This is a genomic window from Variovorax sp. KBS0712 (assembly GCF_006323185.2).
In the GTDB taxonomy this organism is placed as follows: Bacteria; Pseudomonadota; Gammaproteobacteria; order Burkholderiales; family Burkholderiaceae_C; genus Variovorax; species Variovorax boronicumulans.
Map to the genome: position 1 here is coordinate 3552875 of NZ_VCCD02000001.1, position 24078 is coordinate 3576952.

25 protein-coding genes are annotated in these 24078 nt (G+C 68.3%); 16 read left to right on the plus strand and 9 right to left on the minus strand.

The annotated features are described in order from the left end of the window. Positions 1-40: 40 nt before the first annotated feature. The 7 genes from FFI97_RS16555 to FFI97_RS16585 all read right to left on the minus strand — a co-directional run bounded on the left by FFI97_RS16555 (position 41) and on the right by FFI97_RS16585 (position 6994). Positions 41-1552 carry a tripartite tricarboxylate transporter permease gene (locus FFI97_RS16555; RefSeq protein WP_062479412.1) on the minus strand — a complete coding sequence of 504 codons (1512 nt, stop codon included), beginning with the start codon at positions 1550-1552 and terminating at the stop codon, positions 41-43. An 18-nt stretch (positions 1553-1570) separates the two neighbouring features. Next, positions 1571-2056: a tripartite tricarboxylate transporter TctB family protein gene (locus FFI97_RS16560; RefSeq protein ID WP_062479410.1), complete on the minus strand. Its 486-nt coding sequence runs from the start codon at positions 2054-2056 to the stop codon at positions 1571-1573. A 217-nt stretch (positions 2057-2273) separates the two neighbouring features. After that, positions 2274-4064, minus strand: a complete 1791-nt coding sequence (locus tag FFI97_RS16565; RefSeq protein WP_062479407.1) for a GspE/PulE family protein — start codon at positions 4062-4064, stop codon at positions 2274-2276. Between the two features lie 18 nt (positions 4065-4082). Then, positions 4083-4868 carry a spermidine synthase gene (locus FFI97_RS16570; RefSeq protein ID WP_139700088.1) on the minus strand — a complete coding sequence of 262 codons (786 nt, stop codon included), beginning with the start codon at positions 4866-4868 and terminating at the stop codon, positions 4083-4085. Next, entirely contained in the window at positions 4868-5410 is a 543-nt protein-coding gene (locus FFI97_RS16575) for a DNA-deoxyinosine glycosylase (protein ID WP_139700087.1), read from the minus strand. The genes FFI97_RS16570 and FFI97_RS16575 overlap by 1 nt, the downstream gene beginning before the upstream one ends. 107 nt (positions 5411-5517) lie before the next feature. Further along, the gene (locus FFI97_RS16580) at positions 5518-6003 is read right to left on the minus strand and encodes a hypothetical protein (RefSeq protein ID WP_062479399.1); all 486 of its coding nucleotides are present in this window, start codon (positions 6001-6003) and stop codon (positions 5518-5520) included. Positions 6004-6133: 130 nt separating this feature from the next. Further along, a complete protein-coding gene (locus tag FFI97_RS16585) occupies positions 6134-6994 on the minus strand; it encodes a TatD family hydrolase (RefSeq protein WP_139700085.1) in 861 nt (286 codons plus the stop codon). 89 nt (positions 6995-7083) lie between these two features. On the opposite strand from FFI97_RS16585, the gene FFI97_RS16590 reads away from it, so the two are divergent. From FFI97_RS16590 to FFI97_RS16605, 4 genes are read left to right on the plus strand one after another with little or no spacing between them, the layout of a single operon-like run. After that, a complete protein-coding gene (locus FFI97_RS16590) occupies positions 7084-8082 on the plus strand; it encodes a S1C family serine protease (protein ID WP_139700083.1) in 999 nt (332 codons plus the stop codon). A 20-nt stretch (positions 8083-8102) separates the two neighbouring features. Beyond that, positions 8103-9128, plus strand: a complete 1026-nt coding sequence (locus FFI97_RS16595; RefSeq protein ID WP_095949404.1) for an AAA family ATPase — start codon at positions 8103-8105, stop codon at positions 9126-9128. After that, positions 9109-10104 carry a DUF58 domain-containing protein gene (locus tag FFI97_RS16600; RefSeq protein ID WP_139700081.1) on the plus strand — a complete coding sequence of 332 codons (996 nt, stop codon included), beginning with the start codon at positions 9109-9111 and terminating at the stop codon, positions 10102-10104. The genes FFI97_RS16595 and FFI97_RS16600 overlap by 20 nt, the downstream gene beginning before the upstream one ends. After that, entirely contained in the window at positions 10101-11138 is a 1038-nt protein-coding gene (locus FFI97_RS16605; RefSeq protein ID WP_070063646.1) for a VWA domain-containing protein, read from the plus strand. Before FFI97_RS16600 ends, FFI97_RS16605 begins: the two co-directional genes overlap by 4 nt. Here FFI97_RS16605 and FFI97_RS16610 read toward each other — a convergent pair. Both FFI97_RS16610 and FFI97_RS16615 read right to left on the minus strand, forming a co-directional pair. Further along, the gene (locus FFI97_RS16610) at positions 11122-11763 is read right to left on the minus strand and encodes a TetR/AcrR family transcriptional regulator (protein WP_139700079.1); all 642 of its coding nucleotides are present in this window, start codon (positions 11761-11763) and stop codon (positions 11122-11124) included. The two genes, FFI97_RS16605 and FFI97_RS16610, sit on opposite strands and share 17 nt — an antisense overlap. A gap of 71 nt (positions 11764-11834) precedes the next feature. Beyond that, the gene (locus tag FFI97_RS16615; RefSeq protein WP_095743881.1) at positions 11835-12437 is read right to left on the minus strand and encodes a phenylacetic acid degradation protein PaaY; all 603 of its coding nucleotides are present in this window, start codon (positions 12435-12437) and stop codon (positions 11835-11837) included. Between the two features lie 150 nt (positions 12438-12587). Here FFI97_RS16615 and FFI97_RS16620 point away from each other — a divergent pair, with 150 nt between their 5' ends. The 12 genes from FFI97_RS16620 to FFI97_RS16675 all read left to right on the plus strand — a co-directional run bounded on the left by FFI97_RS16620 (position 12588) and on the right by FFI97_RS16675 (position 24018). Further along, positions 12588-13391, plus strand: a complete 804-nt coding sequence (locus FFI97_RS16620; RefSeq protein WP_139700077.1) for an enoyl-CoA hydratase-related protein — start codon at positions 12588-12590, stop codon at positions 13389-13391. A gap of 1 nt (position 13392) precedes the next feature. Beyond that, positions 13393-13839 (plus strand): hydroxyphenylacetyl-CoA thioesterase PaaI, encoded by a 447-nt coding sequence (gene paaI / locus FFI97_RS16625; RefSeq protein WP_056578139.1) that lies wholly within the window; start codon positions 13393-13395, stop codon positions 13837-13839. A 14-nt stretch (positions 13840-13853) separates the two neighbouring features. Continuing rightward, a complete protein-coding gene (paaK, locus tag FFI97_RS16630; protein ID WP_139700075.1) occupies positions 13854-15164 on the plus strand; it encodes a phenylacetate--CoA ligase PaaK in 1311 nt (436 codons plus the stop codon). Between the two features lie 41 nt (positions 15165-15205). After that, positions 15206-16216: a 1,2-phenylacetyl-CoA epoxidase subunit PaaA gene (gene paaA / locus FFI97_RS16635; RefSeq protein WP_139700072.1), complete on the plus strand. Its 1011-nt coding sequence runs from the start codon at positions 15206-15208 to the stop codon at positions 16214-16216. Further along, positions 16213-16509: a 1,2-phenylacetyl-CoA epoxidase subunit PaaB gene (gene paaB / locus FFI97_RS16640; protein WP_056578133.1), complete on the plus strand. Its 297-nt coding sequence runs from the start codon at positions 16213-16215 to the stop codon at positions 16507-16509. Before paaA ends, paaB begins: the two co-directional genes overlap by 4 nt. 17 nt (positions 16510-16526) lie before the next feature. Next, positions 16527-17306, plus strand: a complete 780-nt coding sequence (gene paaC / locus FFI97_RS16645) for a 1,2-phenylacetyl-CoA epoxidase subunit PaaC (protein WP_095949436.1) — start codon at positions 16527-16529, stop codon at positions 17304-17306. Next, positions 17300-17830: a 1,2-phenylacetyl-CoA epoxidase subunit PaaD gene (gene paaD / locus FFI97_RS16650; RefSeq protein ID WP_409574625.1), complete on the plus strand. Its 531-nt coding sequence runs from the start codon at positions 17300-17302 to the stop codon at positions 17828-17830. Before paaC ends, paaD begins: the two co-directional genes overlap by 7 nt. 12 nt (positions 17831-17842) lie before the next feature. After that, a complete protein-coding gene (gene paaE / locus FFI97_RS16655) occupies positions 17843-18928 on the plus strand; it encodes a 1,2-phenylacetyl-CoA epoxidase subunit PaaE (protein ID WP_062478643.1) in 1086 nt (361 codons plus the stop codon). Positions 18929-18981: 53 nt separating this feature from the next. Then, the gene (locus tag FFI97_RS16660) at positions 18982-20127 is read left to right on the plus strand and encodes an ABC transporter substrate-binding protein (RefSeq protein WP_139700068.1); all 1146 of its coding nucleotides are present in this window, start codon (positions 18982-18984) and stop codon (positions 20125-20127) included. A gap of 152 nt (positions 20128-20279) precedes the next feature. After that, positions 20280-21308: a branched-chain amino acid ABC transporter permease gene (locus tag FFI97_RS16665; protein ID WP_139700066.1), complete on the plus strand. Its 1029-nt coding sequence runs from the start codon at positions 20280-20282 to the stop codon at positions 21306-21308. Then, complete coding sequence (locus FFI97_RS16670; RefSeq protein ID WP_139700064.1) at positions 21305-23206, plus strand: ABC transporter permease subunit; 1902 nt, start codon at positions 21305-21307, stop codon at positions 23204-23206. The genes FFI97_RS16665 and FFI97_RS16670 overlap by 4 nt, the downstream gene beginning before the upstream one ends. Positions 23207-23274: 68 nt before the next feature. Further along, entirely contained in the window at positions 23275-24018 is a 744-nt protein-coding gene (locus FFI97_RS16675; protein ID WP_139700062.1) for an ABC transporter ATP-binding protein, read from the plus strand. Positions 24019-24078: the final 60 nt, after the last annotated feature.

Genomic DNA, 24078 nt, shown 5'->3' on the forward strand with positions numbered 1-24078 from the left:
AGGGCGCCGTTTGTGCGTTCAGAGAAAGAAAGCCCGTCGATCAGTCTTCGACGAAGGCCTCTTCGCGCTTCGATTTCACGGCCGGCAGCAGCACGATGATGAGCAGCAGGGCCGCGGCCGCCAGCAGGCTGGCCGAGATCGGACGCGTGACGAACACGCTCCAGTCGCCACGCGACAGCAGCAGCGAACGGCGCAGGTTCTCTTCCATCATCGGGCCCAGGATGAAGCCCAGCAGCAGCGGTGCAGGTTCGCAACCCAGCTTGAAGAAGGTGTAGCCCACCAGACCGAAGATGCCCACCATCCAGATGTCGAAGGTGTTGTTGTTGGTCGAGTACACGCCGATCGCGCAGAACAGCACGATGGCGGGGAACAGGAACTTGTACGGCACCGACAGCAGCTTGATCCACATGCCGATCAGCGGCAGGTTCAGCACGATCAGCATCGCGTTGCCCAGCCACATCGAGGCGATCAGGCCCCAGAACAGCTCGGGGTTGCTGGTCATCACCTGCGGGCCCGGCTGGATGTTGTGGATGGTCATCGCGCCCACCATCAGCGCCATCACGGCGTTGGGCGGAATGCCCAGCGTCAGCAGCGGAATGAAGGAGGTCTGCGCGCCGGCGTTGTTGGCCGACTCGGGAGCCGCCACGCCGCGGATGTTGCCCTTGCCGAAGGGCACTTCGCCCGGCTTCAGCTTGGTCTTCTTCTCGATCGTGTAGGCCGCGAAAGCCGCCAGCAGCGCACCGCCGCCAGGCAGGATGCCCAGGGCCGAACCCAGCGCCGTGCCGCGCAGCACGGCAGGCACCATGCGCTTGAAGTCTTCCTTGGTCGGGAACAGGCCCGAGACCTTGGCGGTGAACACTTCGCGTTCGTCGTCCGGACGCGAGAGGTTGGCAATGATTTCGCCGTAGCCGAACACGCCCATGGCGATGGCCACGAAGCCGATGCCGTCGGTGAGTTCAGGGATGTCAAAGCTGTAGCGTGCGACACCCGAGTTCACGTCGGTACCGACCAGGCCCATCAGCAGGCCCAGCACGATCATCGCGATCGCCTTGAGCAGCGAGCCCGAGGCCAGCACCACGGCGCCGATCAGGCCCAGGATCATCAGCGAGAAGTATTCGGCCGGGCCGAACTTGAAGGCCAGCTCGGTCAGCGGCGGTGCGAAGGCGGCAAGAATCAGCGTGCCGACGCAACCCGCGAAGAACGAGCCCAGACCGGCCGCAGCGAGTGCCGGACCTGCACGGCCCTTGCGCGCCATCTGGTAGCCGTCGATCACGGTCACCACCGACGACGATTCGCCCGGCAGGTTCACCAGAATCGCGGTGGTCGAGCCACCGTACTGTGCGCCGTAATAAATACCGGCCAGCATGATCAGCGCCGACACAGGCGGCAGCGCATACGTGGCGGGCAGCAGCATCGCAATCGTCGCGACCGGGCCGATGCCCGGGAGCACGCCGATCAGCGTGCCCAGAATGCAGCCGACCAGGCAGTACAGCAGGTTCGTGAAGGTAAAGGCAACGCCAAAACCCATTGAGAGGTGTTCAAACAGTTCCATGTGAGCAGCTTTCTTCTCTCAACCGATGAAGGTCGGCCAGACCTGGATCTGCAGCTTCAGCGCCCAGATGAATGCAACGTAGCTGCCGATGGCCAGAACGGTGGCCAGGATCAGCACGGTGGGCAGCTTGAACTCGTGGCCCGCGAGGCTGGCGATGATCACGAGCGCGTAGATCGCGATGATCATGCCCATGGCCGGCACGCCGATGCTCGGCAGGCCGCCGAGCAGCACGCCGAAGGCGAGGTTGGCGCCCAGGATGAACACCACTTGCTTCCAGGCCCACTTGCCGATCTTTTCGCCATCGGTCGTTTCAACGGTGAGCCCGCTGAACATGATGCCCAGGCCGATCAGCGCCATCAGGATGCCCAGCATGAGCGGGAAGTAACCCGGACCCATGCGGGCGCCGCTGCCCACGCTGTAGGTGGTGGCGCCCCATGCGAACGCCACGCCCACGACGGTGAACATCAGTCCCGAGAAAAAGTCTTTCTGACTTTTGATTTTCACGAACAGTCTCCTCGAACAATTTCGATGCGGGATTGTCGAGTCAGCCTCCGGTCAGGCCGATGTGGATTCCACTAACCGAAGGACTAGGGATAACCCGAAATGACTCATGGGATCCCTTCAAGAAACACCGCGGAACCGGCTCTGCCGGGCCGCTGGTGTTGCCCCCGGCGAGGGGGTTGGCGTAGCGACACGAAGTGCGCGAAGCCTGGGGGAGGACCTATTCCAGAGGAGGCGTTGCGCTGAGCACTTCCTCGATGGTCGTCACGCCTTCGGCCACGCGCAGCGCGCCGGCCAGGCGCAGCGGCCGCATGCCGTCGATCACGGCCTGGCGCCGCAGGCCCGTGAGGTTGGGTTCCTTGGTGACCTGGTCCTTGAACGGCTCGGTCACGCTCAGCAGTTCGTACAGGCCCATGCGGCCCATGTAGCCGGTCATGCGGCAATCGACGCAGCCCACCGGCTTGTAGGCGCGCACGGGGCCGGTGATCTGCCACGGCTTGACGATGGCCTCGAGGCTCTCGCGCGTGACCGCGTCGTCGGGCTGCTTGCAATGCGGGCACAGCGTGCGCACGAGGCGCTGCGCGAGCACGCCCAGCATCACGGCGGTGATCAGGTACGAGGGCACGCCCAGTTCCATCATCCGCGTGATGGCGCTGGGCGCATCGTTGGTGTGCAGCGTGCTGAACACGAGGTGGCCGGTGAGCGCGGCCTGCACCGCCATCTCGGCGGTGGCGAGGTCGCGGATTTCGCCGACCATGATGATGTCCGGGTCCTGCCGCATCAGCGCGCGCAGGCCCTCGGTGAAACCGAAGTCGAGCTGCGGCTGCACCTGCGTCTGGTTGAACGAAGGCTCGATCATTTCGATCGGGTCTTCGACCGTGCTCACGTTGACCTCTTCGGTCGCCACGCGCTTGAGCGTGGAGTACAGCGTGGTGGTCTTGCCCGAGCCCGTGGGCCCGGTCACCAGGATGATGCCGTTGGGCCGCGTGACCAGTTGCTCCCAGCGCTGCGCGTCGTGCTGCGCGAAGCCCAGCGCGTCGAGGTCCTTCACGGCGGTGTCGGGGTCGAAGATGCGCATCACCATCTTCTCGCCGAAGGCGGTCGGCAAGGTCGACAAACGCATTTCGATTTCGTCGCCACGCATGTTGCGGGTCTTGATGCGGCCGTCGAGCGGACGGCGTTTTTCGACCACGTCCATGCGGCCCAGCAGCTTGATGCGCGCGACCATCGCGTTCATCACGCCCATGGGCATCTGGTAGGCGGGGTGCAGGATGCCGTCGATGCGAAAGCGGATCACGCCCTGCTCGCGGCGCGGCTCCAGGTGGATGTCGCTGGCGCGCTGGTCGAAGGCGTACTGCCACAGCCAGTCGACCACCTGCACCACGCTCTGGTCATTGGCGTCGAGCTGCTTGGTGCTCTTGCCCAGCTCGACCAGCTGCTCGAAGCTCGCGCCGCCGGTGTTGCCGCCGGCCTTCTGCGCGGCGCGCACCGACTTGGCGAGCGCGAAGAACTCGGCCGTGTAGCGCTGGATGTCCGACGGGTTGGCCACCACGCGGCGCACGGTGCGCTTGGACTGGCGCTCGACCTCGGCGATCCAGTCGATGAGGAACGGTTCGGCCGTGGCCACCACCACCTCGTTCGGCAGCACCTGCACGGGCAGCACCTTGTGGCGCTCGGCGTAGCCGGCGCTCATGGTGTCGGCCACCTTGCCCACGTCGACCTTGAGCGGATCGATGCGCAGGTAGGCCAGGCCGGCGCGGCCGGCGAGCCATTGCGTGAGCGCCTCGAGGTCGAGCGGCTTGCCATCGGCCTCGCGCGTCATGGCCACGTTGGCCAGGCGCACCAGCGGCGCCTGCCGGCTCTCGGCCTGGGCGCAGCGCGCGATGGTGCGCTTGGCCTCCATCGGCGAGATCACGCCGTCGGTGGCGAGCCATTCGATCAGGCGACGCAGGTCGAGCGGACCTTCGTGGCGGGCAGCAGAGGCGGAAGCGGCGGCGGGTACAGCGCTCATGAACCGGAGGTCAGGTGATCAGGTGGTGAGGGAAAGCGTCATCGGCTTGAACACCCGCAGCCATTTCGGCGCGGGCAGGCCCCAGCGAGTCTGGATGGTTTGGGCGCGCTCGGCAAGCACCTCGCGCTTCGGGCGCGACGGTGTGCGCTGGGCCAGCACCACCGTGTTGCCTTCGCGCGTCGGCTTGAAGGCCCAGACGGCATCGGCACCGAAGGCGGCGGCGATTTTCTCGAGGCTGCGCTCATAGCTCGACGAGCGGCCGAAGAGGTTGACCGTCATGCAGCCGTCTTCGGTGAGCAGCGCGCGGCAGTCGGCATAGAAGTCCTCGCTGTCGAGCACCGGCGCGGCGGCCTCGTGGTCGTACAGGTCGACCTGCAGCGCGTCGACCGTGCCCTGCCATTCGGGCTTGCGGATTTCCTCGGCCGCGTCGGCGATCACCACGCGCAGCTTCAGGTCGTCGGCCGGCAGCTTGAACCAGCCGCGGCAGGCCGACACCACCTGCGGGTTCAGCTCGACCGCGGTGGTGCGCATGCGCAGCGTCTTGCGGCTGAACTTGGTGAGCGTGGCCGCGCCCAGGCCCAGCTGCATCGCGTGGCGGTTGCCCACGCCCTTGCTGTCGACGAACAGCAGCCAGGCCATCATGCGCTGCACGTACTCGAGCTCGATCTCGAAGGGCGCGTCGAGCTTCATCGAGCCCTGGACCCATTCGGTGCCCAGGTGCAGGTAGCGGATGTCGCCCCAGTCGGAAAAATTGACTTCGGGCAGGACGAGGGTTTTCTTGGAAGCAGCGGAAGAGGAAGCCATCAGAGAAGGTGGTGAGCAACGAAGACCTCGCGCCAGGCCGCGAGCTTGCGCTCGAAGGACCATGACGCGTTGGCGGGGCTGGTGGAGGGCAGCGAATACACCGGCACCCCGAGGGTGCGCGTGTGGCGTGCATGCTTGAAGCTCTCGCCGCCGTTGTGGGCGATGGCGGCGAGCTTCGGCAGTTGCAGGCCGGCGATGTCGTTCACGACCGGCGAGCGGATCGCGGTGTCGAGGCTGCCCTCGCGCTCGCAGGCGCCGTACACGTCCCACACGCCGAGGCCGCGATCGAGCAGCCAGTCGCAGCGCGCGCGGTAGCTGTCTGCGCCCGTCGGAAGCAGGGGGTCGGGCCAGAGGGCTTGCAAGATCTTCCAGAACTGATTTTGGGGATGCGCATAGTACTGCTGCCGCTCGAGCGACTTGACGCCCGGGAAGCTGCCGAGGATGAGCACACGTGTGTTCGGCGAGACGATGGGCGCGAGGCCGGTCAGCACCGTGCCGGCGCTGTCGGCAACGGTCGGGGACGGGACGGCGGTCGGTTTCATGGGCGGTATCTTGGCATTGCCACGCGGTGTGCCTGAACGCCCATGAAAAAACCCGCCGAAGCGGGTTCTTTCGAGGACGGGGCCGAAGCCCCGATGGAGGGAGCCGCTTACGGCTTCTTGGCCGCTTCGTTCTCGGCCGTGCCCGGCACCTTCTCGCCGATCGCCTTGCCGGCGCTGCGCATGCCGTCGGCCGTCTTGTGGCCGGCCGTCTCCACCGCGTCGCCGGTCTTCACGGCCGCCTTCTTGGTGGCGGTGGTGGCCTTCTTGGTGGTGTTCTTGGTTGCGTTCCAGGCCTTCTTGGTGCCGCGCTCGGTGGCGTTGGCTGCCTTCTTGGTGCCGCTCTTGGTGGCATCCCAGGCCTTCTCGGCGCCGCTTTCGGTCGCGTTCACGGCCTTCTTGGTCGTGCTCTTGGTGGCGTCCCAGGCCTTTTCGGTGCCGCGTGCGGTCGCATCGACGGCGTCCTTGCCGGCTTCCTTCACCTTTTCGGTGGTCGTGGGCTCGGCCGCGGTGGTCTGCGCGATGGCCGACACACCGATGGAGGCCAGCGCCAGTGCGAGCGCGACGGGCAGGGTACGAACAAAAGATGTGGTCATGAAAGACTCCTTTTTTGAGTGAAGTGCGGAGTGACGACAGTGCCACTGGACAACCAACGCCACTTCGAACTTCAAGGATGACAGCAAAACCGGCCCGATGGCCTGCGCTGGCGCAACTCGGGAACTTGGCCTACGCGCTGGGCGGACGCCCCTCCGACACGTTCAGCAGACTTTGGAGCTTCGGCAGGGCTGCCACCGCATTGCGCGTGGTGTTTTCGGCCAGCGACGCGATGTCGATGCCCCGCAGCTGCGCGACCACTTCGGCGATGCGCGGCAGCTCGCCGGGCTCGTTGCGGCCCTGTGCTTCGCCCGCGTCGCGTTGCGCCTGCGTGCGGTACAGCCAGTGCGGCTGGATGTCGGGCGCGTCGGTTTCCATCACCAACGCGTCCATCGGCAAGGTGGCCGCGAGGCGGCGCAGCTGCAGCGCGCGCTCGAAGGTCACGGCGCCGCCGAAGCCCAGCTTCAGGCCGATCTCGATGCAGGCCTGCGCCTGCTGCTCGCTGCCGTTGAACGCGTGGGCGATGCCGTGCCAGGGCCGTCCGCCCGCGGTCTGGCGCAGATGCTTGAGCACCTTGTCGACCGAGCGCCGCACATGGATGAGCACGGGCAGCCCGTGCTTGCGCGCCAGTTGCAACTGAGTGTGAAAGAAGCGTTCCTGTCTATCGGCGTCCAGGCCTTCGACGAAGTAGTCGAGCCCGATCTCGCCGACCGCCACCAGGCGCGGATCGTCGCGTCGCGCGTGCAGCTCGTCGTCGAGCGTCTGCAGGTCGGCATCGCTCGCCTGCCCCGTGCACAGCGGGTGGACGCCCAGCGCGTAGGCGTCGCCCTGCGCGTGGGCCAGTTCGCGCACGGTGGCGAAGTTGAAGGCCGCCACCGCCGGGATGACGCACAGCACCACGCCCTGCGCCGCCGCGCGGGCGCGGATGACGGGCATCTCGGCACCGAATTCGGGCGCATCGAGGTGACAGTGGGTATCGACAAACGCAGCCATCGCGCGATGATGCCCGAAGGGATGCACAGGCGCGGAAAGCGTGCTACTGTGAACTCCTTCACGCGTCCTTTTTTGCCGGAGGTGCTCCGATGCGCAGGCCCGCTTTCTACAGCCGCTCGCCCCGCACGCTGCCGCCGGCCGCAGCACCGGCGGCCGGGTCGCCGGCGGATGCCGCGGCTGTGGCCGAGGCCGACGCCGTGCAAGCCCCACCCCCTCGCGCACGCTGGCAGCCCGGGCGCCGCGCCTTCGCCCTGCTCACCGTCAGCTGCATCGCCATCGCCGCCGGCGGCGCCTTCTGGGCACCGCGCCAGGGCGCCAAGGCGCTCACGCAGAAAGACATCGACGCCGCCGTGCTGCGCACGCTGCAGACCGCCACCCTGCCCTCGCCCGCGGCCAAGGCCGCCGACATCGTGCGGCCCTCGGTGGTGCGCGTGGTCGGCTACGGCCCCGAGAAGGCCACGCCCGAAGCCAAGACCCAGAAGCGCGGGCGCAACATGGCCAAGGGCAAGCCGCCCGAGGCGCCCGCCGACGGCGGCACGCCGGGCGAGGTCGAGCGCGGCGTGGGCACGGGCGTGGTGATCGTCGACAAGGGCGTGATCCTCACCAACCTGCACGTGGTCGCCGGCGCCGAGAAGATCAAGGTCACCTTCGCCGACGGCCTGGAGGCCATCGCCGTCATCACCGGCGTGCAGCCCGAGAACGACCTCGCGGTGCTGCAGGCGCAGAAGATCCCCGACGACCTGATCCCCGCCGTGATGCGCTCCACCGCCGACCTGCGCTCCGGCGACCAGGTGGCGGCCGTGGGCTTTCCGTTCGGCATCGGACCCTCGGTGTCGGCCGGCGTGGTGTCGGGCCTGAAGCGCTCCTTCCGTTCGCCCGAGGGCAAGCAGGAGCTGGGTAACCTGATCCAGTTCGACGCCGCCGCCAACCCCGGCAACTCGGGCGGGCCGCTCATCAACATGGACGGCGAGGTGCTGGGCATCGTCACCGCCATCCTCAACCCGACGCAGCAGCGCACCTTCATCGGCATCGGCTTCGCGGTGCCAATCGAGAACGCCGCCTCCGCGGCCGGCTCGCCGCCTTTCTGATTTCTTCGAAAGCCCTTCGCATGAGCACAGAAAACCCGACCTCGTCGACCTTTGCAACAGCCCCCGCCACCGCCGAGCTGATGGAGCAGATCCTCTACGAGGTGAAGCGCGTGGTCGTGGGGCAGGACCGCTTTCTCGAGCGCGTGATGGTCGCGATGCTCGCGGGCGGCCACCTGCTGGTCGAAGGCGTGCCGGGGCTGGCCAAGACGCTCACCATCAAGACGCTGGCCGACACCGTGCGCGGCCAGTTCAAGCGCATCCAGTTCACGCCCGACCTGGTGCCGGCCGACCTGGTGGGCACGCGCATCTACAACCAGAAGACGGGCGAGTTCAGCACCTCGCTGGGCCCGGTGTTCGCCAACCTGCTGCTGGCCGACGAAATCAACCGCGCGCCGGCCAAGGTGCAAAGCGCGCTGCTCGAGGTGATGCAGGAGCGCCAGGTCACCATCGCCGGCGAGACGCACAAGGTGCCGCGCCCCTTTCTCGTGATGGCCACGCAGAACCCCATCGAAACCGAGGGCACCTACCCGCTGCCCGAGGCGCAGGTCGACCGCTTCATGATGAAGGTGATGGTCGACTACCCGAGCGACGAGGAAGAGTTCGTGATCGTGCAGCGCGTGATCGGCCCGGTGGTCACGGCCACGCCGGTCGCCACCACCGAACAGCTGGCCGAGCTGCAGGCCGAGGCGCGGCGCGTGTACGTCGACCCTTCGCTGATCCAGTACGCCGTCAAACTCGTGTCGGCCACGCGCACGCCCGAGAAGCATGGCCTGAAGGACCTGCGCCGCTTCATCACCTTCGGCGCCAGCCCGCGCGCCAGCATCAGCCTCACCGAAGGCGCGCGCGCCCTGGCGCTGCTGCGCGGTCGCAGCTACGCGCTGCCCGAAGACATGAGCGCGCTGGTGCCCGACGTGCTGCGCCACCGCGTGACGCTGTCCTACGAAGGCCTGTCCGAAGGGCTCACGCCCGACGGGCTGATCGAGAAGATCATGAAGGCCGTCCCCGCTCCTCCCAAGCCCCTCGAACATGAAAAGCTGGTGGCGTAAGGCCCCCGAGGCCGCGAACGACGACCGGCTCGCGATCGAAGCCGGCGGGGCCGAACGCGCGCTGCGCCGGCTCGAATGGACCGTGATCCGCCGCCTCGACGGCCTGCTGCAGGGCGACTACCGCACGCTCATGCGCGGCACCGGCCTGGACCTGGCCGACCTGCGCGAGTACCAGCACCACGACGACGTGCGCCACATCGACTGGAACGTCACCGCACGGCTGCAGACGCCGCACGTGCGCGTGTTCACCGAAGACCGCGAGATGGCCGCGTGGTTCGTGCTCGACCTGAGCCGCTCGGTCGATTTCGGCTCCGGCCTGAAGGCCAAGCGCGAGATCTCGGCCGGCTTCGTCGGCGTGCTCGCGCGGCTGCTCACGCGGCACGGCAACCGCGTCGGCGCGCTGGTCTACGGCCGCGACCTCGAGGCCGTGATCCCGCCGCGCACCGGCCGCCGCCATGTGCTGCACCTGCTGCACGCGATGGAAAAGCGCGCGAACCAGGCCGAAGCCGCGCCCGCGCAGAAGGGCATGACGCGCCTGGCCGACCTGCTGACCTCCGCCGCCTCGCTGATGCCGCGCCGCTCCACAGTGTTCGTGGTGTCCGACTTTCTCAGCGAGCCCGGCTGGGAGCGCCCGCTGGGCCAGCTGGTGCAGCGGCACGAAGTGATTGCCGTGCGCCTGTTCGATCCGCTCGAGCTCGAGCTGCCCGACCTCGGCCTGGTGCCGCTGCGCGACGCCGAGACCGGCGAGCAGCTGTGGGTCGACACCCATGACGCGGGGTTCCGCAAACGCTTCGCGCGGCTGGCCGCCGAGCGCGAGACCGCCCTGCGCGAATCGCTGGCCCGGGCCGGCGTCGACGCCCTCGAACTCTCGACCAATGACGACCTGGTCGAAGCCATCGTGCGATTCGCGGACCTGCGCAAGCGCCGGGTCCGCGGCGTCGCAGCGGGTGGCGGGAAGGCGGTGGTGGCGGCATGACATTCCTCTGGCCTCAATTCCTCTGGCTGCTGGCGGCCTTGCCGCTGCTGGTGCTCCTGTATGTCTGGCTGATCCGCCGCAAGAAGAAGATGGCGGTGCGCTACGCCAGCCTGTCGATCGTGCGCGAGGCCATGGGCCCGGGCCAGAGCCTGCGGCGCCACATCCCGCCGCTGCTGTTCCTGGTGGCCATGGCCGCGATGCTCGTGGCGGCGGCGCGGCCGATGGCGGTGGTGGTGCTGCCGTCGAACCAGCAGACCATCATCCTGGCGATGGACGTGTCGGGCAGCATGCGCGCGGCCGACGTGCAGCCCAACCGGCTGGTGGCGGCGCAGGAGGCGGCCAAGAGCTTCATCAAGGACCTGCCGCGCCACGTGAAGGTCGGCATCGTCGCCTTCGCGGGCAGCGCGCAGGTGGCGCAGCTGCCCACCACCAACCACGACGACCTCGTGACGGCCATCGACAGCTTCCAGCTGCAGCGCGCCACGGCCACGGGCAATGCCATCGTGGTGTCGCTGGCCACGCTGTTCCCTGACGCGGGCATCGACATCTCGCAGTTCAGCGCACCCAGCCGCCAGCGCGGCATCCCGATCGACCAGAACGAGAAGCAGCTCAAGGAGTTCACGCCCGTGGCGCCCGGCTCGTTCACCTCGGCCGCGATCATCATGCTGACCGACGGCCAGCGCACCACCGGCGTCGACCCGCTGGACGCCGCCAAGGCCGCGGCCGACCGCGGCGTGCGCATCTACACGGTGGGCGTGGGCACGGTCGACGGCGAGACCATCGGCTTCGAAGGCTGGTCGATGCGCGTGCGGCTGGACGAAGAAACGCTCAAGGCCATCGCCAACAAGACCAGCGCGGAGTACTTCTACGCCGGCACGGCGAGCGACCTGAAGAAGGTCTACGAGACGCTGAGTTCCAAGCTCACCGTCGAGAAGAAGGAAACCGAGATCTCCGCGCTGTTCGCGCTGGGCGCGGCGGTGCTCACGCTGCTGTCGGCGGGGCTGTCGCTGCTCTGGTTCAACCGGATTCTTTAGCGGCGTTTTCTTCCTGTGCCACCGCGGGCGGCAGCTTCACCGCCCCCACCCCGCCCAGGAACAGGTCGGCCACGATCGGCGCGATGGCCGCGTGGTCGAGCCGGCCGCCGGGCTTCATCCAGGTGAACATCCAGTTGATCATGCCGAACAGCAGCATGGTCAGCGGCTTGGCGAGCTCGTCGCTCGGCGCGCCGGGGCGCAGCGCCGACACGGCGCGCGCAAAGCCGGCGACCACGGCGCGCTCCTGGTCGAGCACGCGCTCGCGGTCTTCGTCCTCGAGAAAGCGCACGTCGTCGGTCAGCACGCGGTGCGCGTCCTGTGCGCCGGCGTACTCCTCGACGATGCGGTAAATGAAGCGGCGCAGGCGCTCTTCGTCGGTTGAGGGCTGGGCCTCTTCCTCGGCCACCAGCGCCGCCAGCTTCGAGACGTGCGTCTCGGCGATGCTGATGAGCAGGCTGCTCTTGTCCTTGTAGTAGTGGTAGAGCGTGGCCTTCGAGAGATTGCAGGCCTCGGCGACCTGGTTCATCGAGGTCGCGGGGTAGCCGCGGCGGGCGAACAGCTGGGCGGCCTGCGCGAGGATCAGTTCGCGTTGGTCGTCGTAGGTGGCGGATCTTCCACGCGGCATCGGGTCTTCTTCCTGGGTTATCTGTCGGTTGCTGGCATGCAGCAGGCTCGATCTTGCATGAAGCCGCAGGGCTATCCGCGGCGGGTGGCGATCAGGGATTTCACGTCGGTGGCAGGCAGGCGGGGCCGGTCTTTTTCCACCTCGGCGAGCGGCGCCACCTCGTGCAGGCTGGCCAGGCTGCGCACCGTCAGCGCCTGGTAGGTCTGCGTGCCTTCGAGCTTCCAGGCGATCTCTTCGTCGCTGAGCTCGCGCCGCACCTTGGCTGGGATGCCCGCCGCGAGCGAGCGCGCGGGCACCTTCATGCCGGCGGGCACGAAGGCACAGGCCGCGACGATGGCTTTCTCGCCCACCTCGGCCTCGTCCATCACCACCGCGTTCATGCCCACCAGCGCGTCGCGCCGCACGATGCAGCTGTGCAGGATCGCGCCGTGGCCGATGTGGCCGTTGACCTCCACCACCGTGTCGTTGTCGGGAAAGCCGTGGATGCAGCAGTGGTCCTGCACGTTGGAGCCCTCCTGCAAGACGATGCGGCCGAAGTCGCCGCGCAGGCTGGCGCAGGGGCCGACGTAGCAGTTGGGGCCGACGATCACGTCGCCGATCAGCACGGCCGTGGGATGCACGTAGGCGCTCGGGTCGACGACAGGAATCACGCCGTCGATGGAATAGCTGGGCATTCGGTCTCCTTGTTTTTTCGCAGGCCTCAGGGTTTGCCCTGAATGCGCCCCGCTTGTGCCGGAATCGAGGTCGATCCTAAAATCAACCGAACGGTCGGTCAATAGTGTTTACGCACCGAACCGTCCCCACAAAGGATGAAAGAGACACGCATGACTGAGCCTTTGGTACTCATCAGCAACGCCGGCGCCGTCCGCACGCTGAGCCTGAACCGCCCCGCGGCGCTCAACAGCTTCACGACCGGGCTGCATGCCGAGTTGCTGGCTGCGCTCGAAGCCGCGGCCGCCGACAGCAGCGTGCGCTGCGTGGTGCTCACCGGTGCCGGCCGCGCCTTCTGCGCGGGGCAGGACCTGGCCGACCCGTCGGTCGCGCCCGACCCCACGCCGGGCGCCGCGCCCAAGGACCTGGGCCACGTCATCTCTACCTACTACGGCCCGCTGGTCGCGCGCCTGCGCTCGATGCCGGTGCCGGTGGTTGCCGCCGTCAACGGCGTGGCGGCCGGCGCGGGCGCCAACCTCGCGCTGTGCTGCGACCTCGTCGTGGCCGGCCGCTCGGCCAGCTTCATCCAGGCCTTCACCAAGATCGGCCTCTTGCCCGACACCGGCGGCACCTGGCTGCTGCCGCGCCTCGTGGGCCCGGCGCGCGCGCTGGGCATCGCGATGCTGGGCGACAAGCTGCCCGCCGAAGAAGCCGCGCGCATCGGCCTGATCTGGCAGTGCGTGGACGACGCGGCCCTGGCCGACACCGCCGCCGCGCTGGCGGCGCGCCTGGCCGGCATGCCCACGCGCGCACTCGTGGCCACCCGCGAAGCGATGGCCGCCGCGCAAAACCTCGACCTCGGCGCGGCACTTGCCGAAGAAGCGCGCATCCAACGCGAGATGGGCAATGCCGACGACTACCGCGAAGGTGTCGAGGCTTTCCGCGCCAAGCGCGCCCCGGTGTTCAAGGACCGCTGAGATGACCGACGCTTCCCGCACCCCGCAACAGACCGCCGAGTTCGTGCGCGACGGCATGTTCGCGAACGACAACGCCAGCAAGGGCCTGGGCATGCGCATCGTGGAGGTCGGCCCCGGCCAGGCCACGCTCGAGATGCGCGTGCGCCCCGACATGCTCAACGGCCACGCCATCTGCCACGGCGGCTTCATGGCCACGCTGGCCGACTCCACCTTCGCCTTCGCCTGCAACTCGTACAACGAGCTGACCGTGGCCTCGGGCTTCGCCATCGACTTCCTCGCGCCGGCGCGCGAAGGCGACGTGCTCACCGCGCGCTGCTTCGAAGTCTCCAAGGCCGGCCGCACCGGCGTGTACGACACCGAAATCACCAACCAGCGCGGCGAGCGCATCGCGATGTTCCGCGGTCGCTCCTACACCGCCAAGGGCCGGCCGGCCGTCCCGGCCGCTTGAGGAGACACCCCACCATGACCGTGAAACGCCCCGCCCCCGGCGACCTCGACCCGATCGAAACCGCCAGCCGCGACGAGATCGCCGCCCTGCAGCTCACGCGCCTGCGCGCCACGCTGCGCAACGCCTACGACAACGTGCCGCACTATCGCCAGGCCTTCGACGCCAAGGGCGTGCACCCCGACGACCTGAAGTCGCTGGCCGACCTGTCGAAATTCCCGTTCACGGTGAAGACCGACCTGCGCGACAACTACCCCTTCGGCATGTTCGCCGTGCCGCGCACGCAGGTGGCGCGCATCCACGCGTCGTCGGGCACCACCGGCAAGCCGACCGTGGTGGGCTACACGAAGAACGACATCGACACCTGGGCCGACCTGGTCGCGCGCTCCATCCGCGCAGCGGGCGGACGGCCCGGCGACATGATCCACGTCGCCTACGGCTACGGCCTCTTCACGGGCGGCCTGGGCGCGCACTACGGCGCCGAGCGCGCGGGCTGCACCGTCATCCCGATGTCGGGCGGCCAGACCGAGAAGCAGGTGCAGCTCATCCAGGACTTCAAGCCCGACATCATCATGGTCACGCCCAGCTACATGCAGGTGATCATCGAGCAGTTCGAGCGCCAGGGCCTCGACGCGAAAGACAGCTCGCTCAAGGTCGGCATCTTCGGCGCCGAGCCGTGGACCGAAGCCATGCGCCGCGACATCGAGACGCGCGCCGGCATCGACGCCGTCGACATCTACGGCCTCTCCGAAGTGATGGGCCCGGGCGTGGCCAGCGAATGCGTCGAGAGCAAGGACGGCCCGGTGATCTGGGAAGACCACTTCTACCCCGAGATCATCGACCCCGAAACGGGCGAGCTGAAGGCCGACGGCGAAGAAGGCGAACTGGTCTTCACCTCGCTGAGCAAGGAGGCCATGCCCATCGTGCGCTACCGCACGCGCGACCTCACGCGCCTGCTGCCGCCCACCTCGCGGTCGTTCCGCCGCATGGGCAAGATCGTCGGGCGCAGCGACGACATGATGATCATCCGCGGCGTGAACGTCTTCCCCACGCAGGTGGAAGAGATCGTGCTCGCGCACAGCGCCCTCACCGGCCTGTACCAGGTGCGCGTGAGCCGCGAAGGCCTGCTCGATCAGGTCGAGGTGCACTGCGAACTCACACCGCACGAAGCCGCCGCGGCCGACCGCAACGCCATTTCCGAGTGGGTGCAGCACCGCGTGAAGACGCTCATCGGCATCTCCACCCGCGTGGTCGTGCACGGCCCCGACGAAATGGAACGCACGCAGACCGGCAAGGCCCGGCGCGTCGTCGACACGCGCCCGCGCTGAGCGCCCGCGCGCCCCACACACCGCACCGAAAGGACACGCACATGTACACCCAGGCCATGGACACGATGGGCAAGGACGCAGGCGACGGCAAGCAGAAGGCCGTGCGCTCCGCCGACGAGCTGCGTCTCGAGGAACGCTTCGACGCGCGCATCGACGCCGGCGACTTCATCGAGGCGAAAGACTGGATGCCCGAGCACTACCGCAAGACGCTGGTGCGCCAGATCAGCCAGCACGCGCATTCGGAAATCGTCGGCATGCTGCCCGAGGGCAACTGGATCAGCCGCGCGCCCACGCTCAAGCGCAAGGCCATCCTGCTGGCCAAGGTGCAGGACGAAGGCGGCCACGGCCTGTACCTGTACGCCGCCGCCGAAACGCTGGGCACCTCGCGCGACCAGATGTTCGACGCGCTGCACACAGGCAAGGCCAAGTACAGCTCGATCTTCAACTACCCCACGCTCAGCTGGGCCGACATGGGCACCATCGGCTGGCTGGTCGACGGCGCGGCCATCATGAACCAGGTGCCGATCTGCCGCTGCTCGTACGCACCGTATGCGCGCGCCATGATCCGCATTTGCCGCGAAGAGAGCTTTCACCAGCGCCAGGGCTATGAAGCACTGCTGACGATGATGAAGCAGGGCACCGAGGCGCAAAAAGCCATGGTGCAGGACGCGGTCAACCGCTGGTGGTGGCCCTCGATCATGATGTTCGGCCCGCCCGACGACCAGTCGCCCAACTCGGCGCAGTCGATGCGCTGGGGCATCAAGCGCTTCAGCAACGACGAGCTGCGCCAGAAGTTCATCGACGCCACCGTCGAACAGGCCGCGATCCTCGGCGTGACGCTGCCCGACCCCGACCTCAAGTGGAACGAAGAACGCCAGTCGCACGACTTCGGCGTCATCGACTGGAGCGAATTCTGGCGCGTGATCGCCGGCGACGGCCCCTGCAACCGCGAGCGCCTGCAGGCCCGCGTGGACGCCTGGGACGACGGCGCCTGGGTGCGCGAAGCCGCCCTGGCCCACGCCAACAAACAACCTTTGAAGGAAGCAGCATGAGCACCGAAGTGAAGCAAGAGTGGCCCCTGTGGGAAGTGTTCGTGCGCAGCAAGGCCGGCCTGGACCACAAGCACTGCGGCAGCCTGCACGCGGTCGATCCGAAGATGGCGATCCAGATGGCGCGCGACGTCTACACGCGCCGCCAGGAAGGCAGCAGCATCTGGGTGGTGCGCTCCGACCAGATCGTGGCCAGCGACCCGGGCGACAAGGACATGTTCTTCGACCCGGCCGAAGACAAGGTCTACCGCCACCCCACCTTCTACGCACTGCCCAAGTCCGTGGACCACATGTGAGCCAGGAACGGCACGCCATGCAAGCCTCGATCGAACTGAACCGCACGCCCGCCGTGCACTACCTGCTGCGCATCGGCGACACCTGCCTGGTGCTCGCGCAGCGCCTGGGCGAATGGTGCGGCCACGCACCGGTGCTCGAAGAAGACATCGCGATGGCCAACATCGCGCTCGACCTCGTCGGCCAGGCCCGCGCGGTGCTCACGCACGCCGGCCAGCTCGAAGGCGCCGGCCGCGCGCACGACGAAGACCAGCTCGCCTACCTGCGCGACGAGCGCGACTATTTCAACCTCACGCTGGTCGAGCTGCCGCGCGGCGACTTTGCCTTTGCCGTGCTGCGCAACACCATGGTCGCCACGCTGCTCAAGCTGCTGTGGCAACGCCTGGCCGCATCGAGCGACGCCGAGGTGGCCGCCATCGCCGGCAAGGCGCTGAAGGAAGCGCGCTACCACCAGCAACATTCGGCCGACTGGGTCGTGCGCCTGGGCGACGGCACCGACGAATCGCGCCGCCGCACCGAGAAGGCGCTCAAGCAGCTGTGGCTCTACGTGCCCGAGCTGTTCGACAGCGACGACGTCGATGCGCAGGCCAGCGCCAGCGGCCTCGGCCCGGCTTGGAGCGAACTGCGCGAGCCGTGGCTGGCAGAGATGCAGCAGGTGCTCGACGCCGCCGGCCTCGCCATGCCGAAGGAAGCCGCGTTCCGCAGTACCGGCAAGCACGGCGTGCACAGCGAGCACATGGGCTACATCCTGGCCGAGATGCAGCACCTGCAGCGCAGCTTCCCCGGAGGCGTGTGGTGACGAACGCACTGGCGTCGCGTGTCGATGCGGCGTGGGCCGTGCTGCACACCGTGCCCGATCCCGAGGTGCCGGCCGTGTCGGTCTGCGACCTGGGCATCGTGCGCGAGGTGATCGAGCACGACGACGGCCTGGAGATCGTGCTCACGCCGACCTACTCCGGCTGCCCCGCGACCGAAGCCATCGAACACGACGTGCTGGCCGCCATCGAGAACGCCGGCCTGGGCCGCGCGCGCGCCACGCTGCGCCGCGCCCCCGCCTGGACCAGCGACTGGATCAGCGACGAAGGCCGCGACAAGCTCAAGGCCTACGGCATCGCGCCGCCCGCGCACCTCACACCCGAGCAGGCCTCCAACACCGCCGTGCCGATCAGGCTCTTCGGCCGCATGGCCGGCGAGCGCATCGCCTGCCCGCGCTGCGCCAGCGAGCGCACCGAGCGCCTGTCGGCCTTCGGCTCCACGGCGTGCAAGGCCTTGTACCGCTGCATGGCCTGCCGCGAACCTTTCGAACATTTCAAGCCTATCTGAGGCACGCCCACGATGAGCACCCTCTTCCATCCCCTGCGCGTGAAGGCCATCGAGCCCGACACGCACGAGGCCGTCATCGTCTCGTTCGAGGTGCCGCCCGCGCTGCGCGAAGTCTTCGGCTTCACGCAGGGCCAGTACCTCACGCTGCGCCATGACATCGACGGCCAGGACCTGCGCCGTTCCTATTCGATCTGCGCCGGCCTCGACGACGGCGAACTGCGCGTCGGCGTGCGCAAGGTGCGCGGCGGCGTGTTCTCCAACTGGATCAACGCCCACCTGCAGCCCGGCGACAGCCTGCAGGTGATGGCGCCGCAAGGCCGCTTCTTCGTTCCCATCGAGCCCGAGGCCGCGCGCCACCACGTGGGCATCGCCGGCGGCAGCGGCATCACGCCGATCCTGTCGATCATGAAGACCGTGCTGGCGCGCGAGCCCAAGAGCCGCTTCACGCTGATCTACGGCAACCGCCAGCTGCAGTCCACGATGTTCAAGGAAGAGATCGAGGACCTGAAGAACCGCTACATGACGCGCCTCGTGCTGCAGCACGTGTTCTCCGACGAGCACACCGATTCGCCGCTGGGCTTCGGCGTGATGAACCGCGAGAAGATCGGTGAGTTCCTGGCCTCGGTCGTGCCCGCCGCGCAGATCGACCACGTGTACGTGTGCGGCCCGTTCCAGATGAACGACGAGGCCGAGGCCGCGCTGCTCGCCGCGGGCGTGCCCGAGGACCGCATCCACATCGAGCGCTTCGGCGTCGCGCTGCCTTCGGCCAGCCAGGTCGGCGCGGTGGTGCACGAGGCGCAGCCGGGCGACGCCAAGCAGGCGCGCGTGACCATCGTGCGCGACGGCCTGCAGCGCGAGATCACCTACACCGAGGGCCAGCCCAGCATCCTCGATGCGGCGTCGGCGGCCGGGCTCGAGGTGCCGTTCTCGTGCACCTCGGGCGTGTGCGGCACCTGCCGCGCGAAGTGCGTGGACGGGGAAGTCCGCATGGAAAGAAACTTCGCGCTCGACAAGAATGAGGTGGCCGCGGGATTCGTGCTGACCTGCCAGGCCCACCCCCTGACCGAACGCGTCACGCTGTCCTTCGACGAGCGTTGAACGCACGGCTTTTCCCTCGGCCTTTCCCCTTTCAACCCGGAGACAAACCAACCATGAAATTCTTCAAGCCCCTGCTGATCGCCGCCCTGTGCGCCACGGCCCTCTCGGCCTGGGCCGACGTCAACGTCGGCGTGACCATCTCGGCCACCGGGCCGGCGGCGTCGCTCGGCATCCCCGAGAAGAACACCATCGCGCTGATGCCCAAGACGATCGGCGGGCAGAAGATCAACTACATCGTGCTGGACGATGCCTCCGACACCACGGCCGCCGTGAACAACACGCGCAAGCTGATCGCCGAGAACAAGGTCGACGTGATCCTGGGCTCGACCACCACGCCGGCCTCGCTCGCGATGATCGACGTGGCCAGCGAGGCGCAGACGCCGATGATCTCGGTGGCCGCCTCGGCCCGCATCATCGAGCCGATGGACGCCAAGAAGAAGTGGGTCTTCAAGACGCCGCAGAACGACATCATGATGTCGCTGGCCATCGCCGAGCACATGGCCGCCAACGGCGTGAAGACGGTCGGCTTCATCGGCTTCTCCGACGCGTACGGCGAAGGCTGGTCGCAGGAATTCGCGAAAGCCGCCGAGCTGAAGAAGATCAAGATCGTGGCCAACGAACGCTATGCGCGCTCCGACACCTCGGTCACCGGCCAGGCACTGAAGCTCATGTCGGCCAAGCCCGACGCGGTGCTGGTCGCCGGCTCCGGCACGCCGGCCGCGCTGCCGCAAAAGACGCTCAAGGAGCGCGGCTACACCGGCAAGATGTACCAGACACACGGCGTGGCCAACGCCGACTTCCTGCGCGTGGGCGGCAAGGACGTGGACGGCACCTTCCTGCCGGCCGGCCCGGTGCTCGTGGCCGACCAGCTGCCCGCCAGCAACCCGGTGAAGAAGTCTGCGCTCGCCTACGTCGCCGCCTATGAAGCCGCCTACGGCAAGGGCACGGTCTCGACCTTCGGCGCGCACGCCTGGGACGCGGGCCTCCTGATGAGCTCGGCCGTGCCGGTCGCGCTGAAGAAGGCCCAGCCGGGCACGCCCGAGTTCCGCGCCGCCCTGCGCGACGCGCTCGAGCAGACCAAGGACGTGTCGGGCGCGCACGGCGTGTTCAACATGACGGCTGCTGACCACCTGGGCCTGGACCAGCGCGCCCGCGTGATGGTCAAGATCGAAAACGGCGCCTGGAAATTCCAGCCCTGAGCCATCCCCCTTCCAGGGGCAACACCTGAGGGCCGGCGAAGCCGGTTCCTCGGTGTTTCTGGAACAGGCCACGCTGGTGTGCGTGGCAACGACCGCAACGACGGTCGCTCTTGATCTGATCTGACGCACGGGCCCCGCCCGAAGGTTTTCATATGGACTTGCAGATTGCCCTGTTGCTGGGGCAGGACGGCATCGTGAACGGCGCGGTCTACGGACTGATGGCGCTCGCGCTGGTGCTGGTGTTTTCGGTCACGCGCGTGATCTTCATTCCGCAGGGCGAGTTCGTCGCCTTCGGCGCGCTCTCGATGGCGGCGCTGCAGGGCGGGCGCACGCCGGCCACGCTGTGGCTGCTGGTGGCGCTGGGCGTCATGGCGCTGGCCGTGGAGGTGTGGCGCTGGAAGCGCGGCGCGACCATCGACTGGCGCTCGGCCTTCACCTGGTGCGTGGCCTTCCCCGCGATCGCCGCGGTGCTGGTGCTGGGTCTCAAGCCCACGTCGATGACCATGCAGGCGGTGACCACGCTGGTGCTGATCGCGCCGCTGGGCCCGTTGCTCTATCGCCTGGCCTACCGCCCGCTGGCCGATGCCACGGTGCTGATGCTGCTGATCGTCTCGGTCGCGCTGCACGGCGTGCTGGTCGGCCTGGGCCTGTTCTTCTTCGGTGCCGAAGGTTCGCGCACCACGCCGTTCTCCGACGTGCGCTTCGACATCGGCGGCATCCCCGTGAGCGGCCAGTCGATCGTGGTGGTCGGCGTCACGCTGCTCTTGGTGATCGCCATGTTCTGGTTCTTCGGCCGCTCCATGGTCGGCAAGGCGCTGCGCGCCACCGCCATCAACCGCGTGGGCGCGCGGCTCTCGGGCATTCCCACCGAGCTGTCGGGCGACCTGAGCTTTGCGCTCGCGGCGCTCATCGGTGCGGTGTCGGGCTTGCTGATCGCTCCGATCACCACGGTCTACTACGACACCGGTTTTCTCATCGGCCTGAAGGGCTTCGTGGCCGCCATCGTCGGCGGGCTCGCGAGCTACCCGCTGGCGCTCGCGGGCGCGTTGCTGGTCGGTCTGCTGGAGGCCTTCTCTTCGTTCTGGGCCAGCGCCTACAAGGAAGTGCTGGTGTTCACTTTGATCATTCCGGTGCTGTGGTGGCGTTCGCTGCGCAGCCACCACGTGGAGGACGAGGAATGAGCGCGCCGTCGACTTCATCTTCGCCCGCCACCGCCGCGCACGCGGGCCGTCCGCTGATCACGCCGCGCACGCTCACGCTGGTGTGCATCGTGGCGCTCGCGCTGGCCTGGGGCTGGCTGCCCGACTTCACCGTCGCGGTGCTCAGCAACATCGGCCTGTACGCGCTGGTGGCCGCCGGGCTGGTCATGCTGACCGGCGTGGGCGGCATGACCTCCTTCGGCCAGGCCGCGTTCGTCGGCATGGGCGCGTATGCCACGGCGTGGATCTGCACCTCGCCCACGGCCGCGGGCTGGCTCGGCGGCATCGCCGGTTCGGCGCTGGTGCCGTGGCTCGGCCTGCTGCTCGGTCTGGTGCTGACCTTCGCGCTGGCCTGGGCGCTCGGCGCGGTCACGCTCAAGCTGTCGGGCCACTACCTGCCGCTGTGCACCATCGCCTGGGGCCTGAGCCTGTACTTCCTGCTCGGCAACATGGAGTTCCTGGGCGGCCAGACCGGCATCACAGGCGTGCCGCCGCTGGTGGTCGCGGGCATCTCGCTGGCCTCGCCACGCGCGCTTGGCGTGGTGATCTGGGCCGTGCTGTTGCTGGCGCTGTGGGCGCTGCACAACCTGCTCGACTCGCGCGAAGGCCGCGCCATCCGCGCGCTCAAGGGCGGCCGGCTCATGGCCGAGTCGATGGGCGTGGACACGGCGCGCCACCGCATCAAGCTGTTCGTGCTGGCCGCGCTGCTGGCGGCCGTGTCGGGCTGGCTCTACGCGCACATGCAGCGCTTCGTGAACCCGACGCCCTTCAACCTGAACATCGGCATCGAGATGCTGTTCATGGCGGTGGTCGGCGGCGCGGGCCACCTGTGGGGCGCGGTGCTCGGCGCCACGCTGATCACGCTGCTCAAAGAGAAGCTGCAGGACATCCTGCCCGCGCTGCTGGGCACCAGCGGCAACTTCGAGGTGGTGGTGTTCGGCCTGCTGATGCTGTTCGTGCTGCAGCGCTTTGCCGACGGCCTGTGGCCCACGCTGGCGCGGCTCGTGAGCCGCTGGGTGCGGCCGGTGGCCAAGGTGCCCGCAGCCAACGCAGCCGCACCGGCGGCGCAGCTCGCACAGCGCGTGCTGCCGGCGGCGGGCACGCTGCTCTTGCAGGCCGACGCGGTCAGCAAGCGCTTCGGCGGCCTCATCGCCAACAACGACATCTCGATGACGCTGAAGGCCGGCGAGATCCACGCGCTGATCGGCCCGAACGGCGCCGGCAAGAGCACCTTCTTCAACATGATCTCGGGCGTGGACGACCCCAGCTCGGGCCAAGTGCGGCTCGAAGGCGATGCCATGTCGGGCCGCCCCTCGCGCGCCTTCGCGTCGCGCGGCCTGGGCCGCACCTTCCAGCACGTGCGCCTGCTGGGCCAGCGCAGCGTGGTCGAGAACGTGGCGCTCGGCGCGCACCTGCGCGCCAGACGCGGCTGGCTCGCGGCGATGCTGCGGCTGGACCGGGCCGAAGAGGCCGCACTGATGGCCGAAGCCCGCAAGCAGATCGAGCGCTGCGGCCTGGGCGCGCACGCCGACACGCCGGCCGCGTCGCTCTCGCTGGGGCAGCAGCGCGTGGTCGAGATCGCACGCGCGCTCGCCGGCCAGCCCTCGGTGCTGCTGCTGGACGAACCCGCCGCCGGCCTGCGCCACCTGGAAAAGCGCGCGCTCTCCGAGCTGCTGGGCCAGCTGCGCGCCGAAGGCCTGGGCATCCTCGTGGTGGAGCACGACATGGAGTTCGTGATGAACCTCGCCGACCGCATCACCGTGCTCGAGTTCGGCACCGTGATCGCCACCGGCACGCCGGCCGAAGTGCAGGCCAACCCGCGCGTGCTCGAGGCCTACCTGGGCGGCGCCGACGATGAATTGCTGGAGGACGCACCATGAGCTTCGCAGGGCCGCCCCAAGAAGCGAAAGCCCCCACGGGGGGCAGCGCAGCACACGAAGTGGCAAGCGTGGGGGCACGCAACAGCCATCCGATTCTTCAACTGGAAGACTTCTGCGTCGCCTACCGCACCGTCGAGGCGGTGCACAGCGTGCGCCTGCACGTGAACGAGGGCGAGATCGTCACCGTGATCGGCCCCAACGGCGCCGGCAAGACCACGCTGCTGTGCGCGGCCATGGGCCTGCTCCAGTCGACCGGCAAGCTGTCGCTGGACGGCGAGCGCATCGCGCGCCCCGGCGTCGAGACCATGGTCGCGCGCGGCGTGGCGCTGGTGCCCGAACGGCGCGAGCTGTTCGGCGAGATGTCGGTCGAAGACAACCTGCTGCTCGGCGGCTTCTACCAGTGGCGCAAGGGCCAGCGCGACCAGCGCGCGCGCATGGACGAGATCTTCGAGATCTTTCCGCGCCTGAAGGAGCGCCGTCCGCAGATGGCGTCCACGCTCTCGGGCGGCGAGCGCCAGATGCTGGCCATCGGCCGCGCGCTCATGGCGCGCCCGCGCCTGCTGATGCTCGACGAGCCTTCGCTGGGCCTGGCCCCGCTGGTGGTGCGCGAGGTGCTGCGCGTGGTGTCGCAACTGCGCAAGCACGGCGTCTCGGTGCTGCTGGTGGAACAGAACGCCCGCGCCGCGCTGCAGGTGGCCGACCGCGCCTACGTGCTCGAGATGGGCGCTGTGGCGCTCGAAGGCAATGCCGGCGATCTGCTGCACGACCAGCGAATCATCGATACCTACCTGGGCATCGGGAACAAGAAATGACCCTGTTTTTCTCCCTCCCCTTCCGGGGGAGGGTCGGGGTGGGGGCACGCGGCGCTTGAT

Bases quoted from the DNA above. Each gene is read 5' to 3' on its own strand.
- paaK (WP_139700075.1), top strand. From the start codon at position 13,854: ATGACCGTGAAACGCCCCGCCCCCGGCGACCTCGACCCGATCGAAACC.
- FFI97_RS16585 (WP_139700085.1), bottom strand. From the start codon at position 6,994: ATGGCTGCGTTTGTCGATACCCACTGTCACCTCGATGCGCCCGAATTC.
- FFI97_RS16565 (WP_062479407.1), bottom strand. From the start codon at position 4,064: ATGAGCGCTGTACCCGCCGCCGCTTCCGCCTCTGCTGCCCGCCACGAA.
- FFI97_RS16575 (WP_139700087.1), bottom strand. From the start codon at position 5,410: ATGAAACCGACCGCCGTCCCGTCCCCGACCGTTGCCGACAGCGCCGGC.
- FFI97_RS16580 (WP_062479399.1), bottom strand. From the start codon at position 6,003: ATGACCACATCTTTTGTTCGTACCCTGCCCGTCGCGCTCGCACTGGCG.
- FFI97_RS16610 (WP_139700079.1), bottom strand. From the start codon at position 11,763: ATGCCGCGTGGAAGATCCGCCACCTACGACGACCAACGCGAACTGATC.
- paaC (WP_095949436.1), top strand. From the start codon at position 16,527: ATGCAAGCCTCGATCGAACTGAACCGCACGCCCGCCGTGCACTACCTG.
- FFI97_RS16595 (WP_095949404.1), top strand. From the start codon at position 8,103: ATGAGCACAGAAAACCCGACCTCGTCGACCTTTGCAACAGCCCCCGCC.
- FFI97_RS16615 (WP_095743881.1), bottom strand. From the start codon at position 12,437: ATGCCCAGCTATTCCATCGACGGCGTGATTCCTGTCGTCGACCCGAGC.
- paaE (WP_062478643.1), top strand. From the start codon at position 17,843: ATGAGCACCCTCTTCCATCCCCTGCGCGTGAAGGCCATCGAGCCCGAC.
- FFI97_RS16665 (WP_139700066.1), top strand. From the start codon at position 20,280: ATGGACTTGCAGATTGCCCTGTTGCTGGGGCAGGACGGCATCGTGAAC.
- paaB (WP_056578133.1), top strand. From the start codon at position 16,213: ATGAGCACCGAAGTGAAGCAAGAGTGGCCCCTGTGGGAAGTGTTCGTG.
- FFI97_RS16570 (WP_139700088.1), bottom strand. From the start codon at position 4,868: ATGGCTTCCTCTTCCGCTGCTTCCAAGAAAACCCTCGTCCTGCCCGAA.
- FFI97_RS16620 (WP_139700077.1), top strand. From the start codon at position 12,588: ATGACTGAGCCTTTGGTACTCATCAGCAACGCCGGCGCCGTCCGCACG.
- FFI97_RS16600 (WP_139700081.1), top strand. From the start codon at position 9,109: ATGAAAAGCTGGTGGCGTAAGGCCCCCGAGGCCGCGAACGACGACCGG.
- FFI97_RS16670 (WP_139700064.1), top strand. From the start codon at position 21,305: ATGAGCGCGCCGTCGACTTCATCTTCGCCCGCCACCGCCGCGCACGCG.
- FFI97_RS16555 (WP_062479412.1), bottom strand. From the start codon at position 1,552: ATGGAACTGTTTGAACACCTCTCAATGGGTTTTGGCGTTGCCTTTACC.
- FFI97_RS16605 (WP_070063646.1), top strand. From the start codon at position 10,101: ATGACATTCCTCTGGCCTCAATTCCTCTGGCTGCTGGCGGCCTTGCCG.
- FFI97_RS16660 (WP_139700068.1), top strand. From the start codon at position 18,982: ATGAAATTCTTCAAGCCCCTGCTGATCGCCGCCCTGTGCGCCACGGCC.
- FFI97_RS16590 (WP_139700083.1), top strand. From the start codon at position 7,084: ATGCGCAGGCCCGCTTTCTACAGCCGCTCGCCCCGCACGCTGCCGCCG.
- paaA (WP_139700072.1), top strand. From the start codon at position 15,206: ATGTACACCCAGGCCATGGACACGATGGGCAAGGACGCAGGCGACGGC.
- paaI (WP_056578139.1), top strand. From the start codon at position 13,393: ATGACCGACGCTTCCCGCACCCCGCAACAGACCGCCGAGTTCGTGCGC.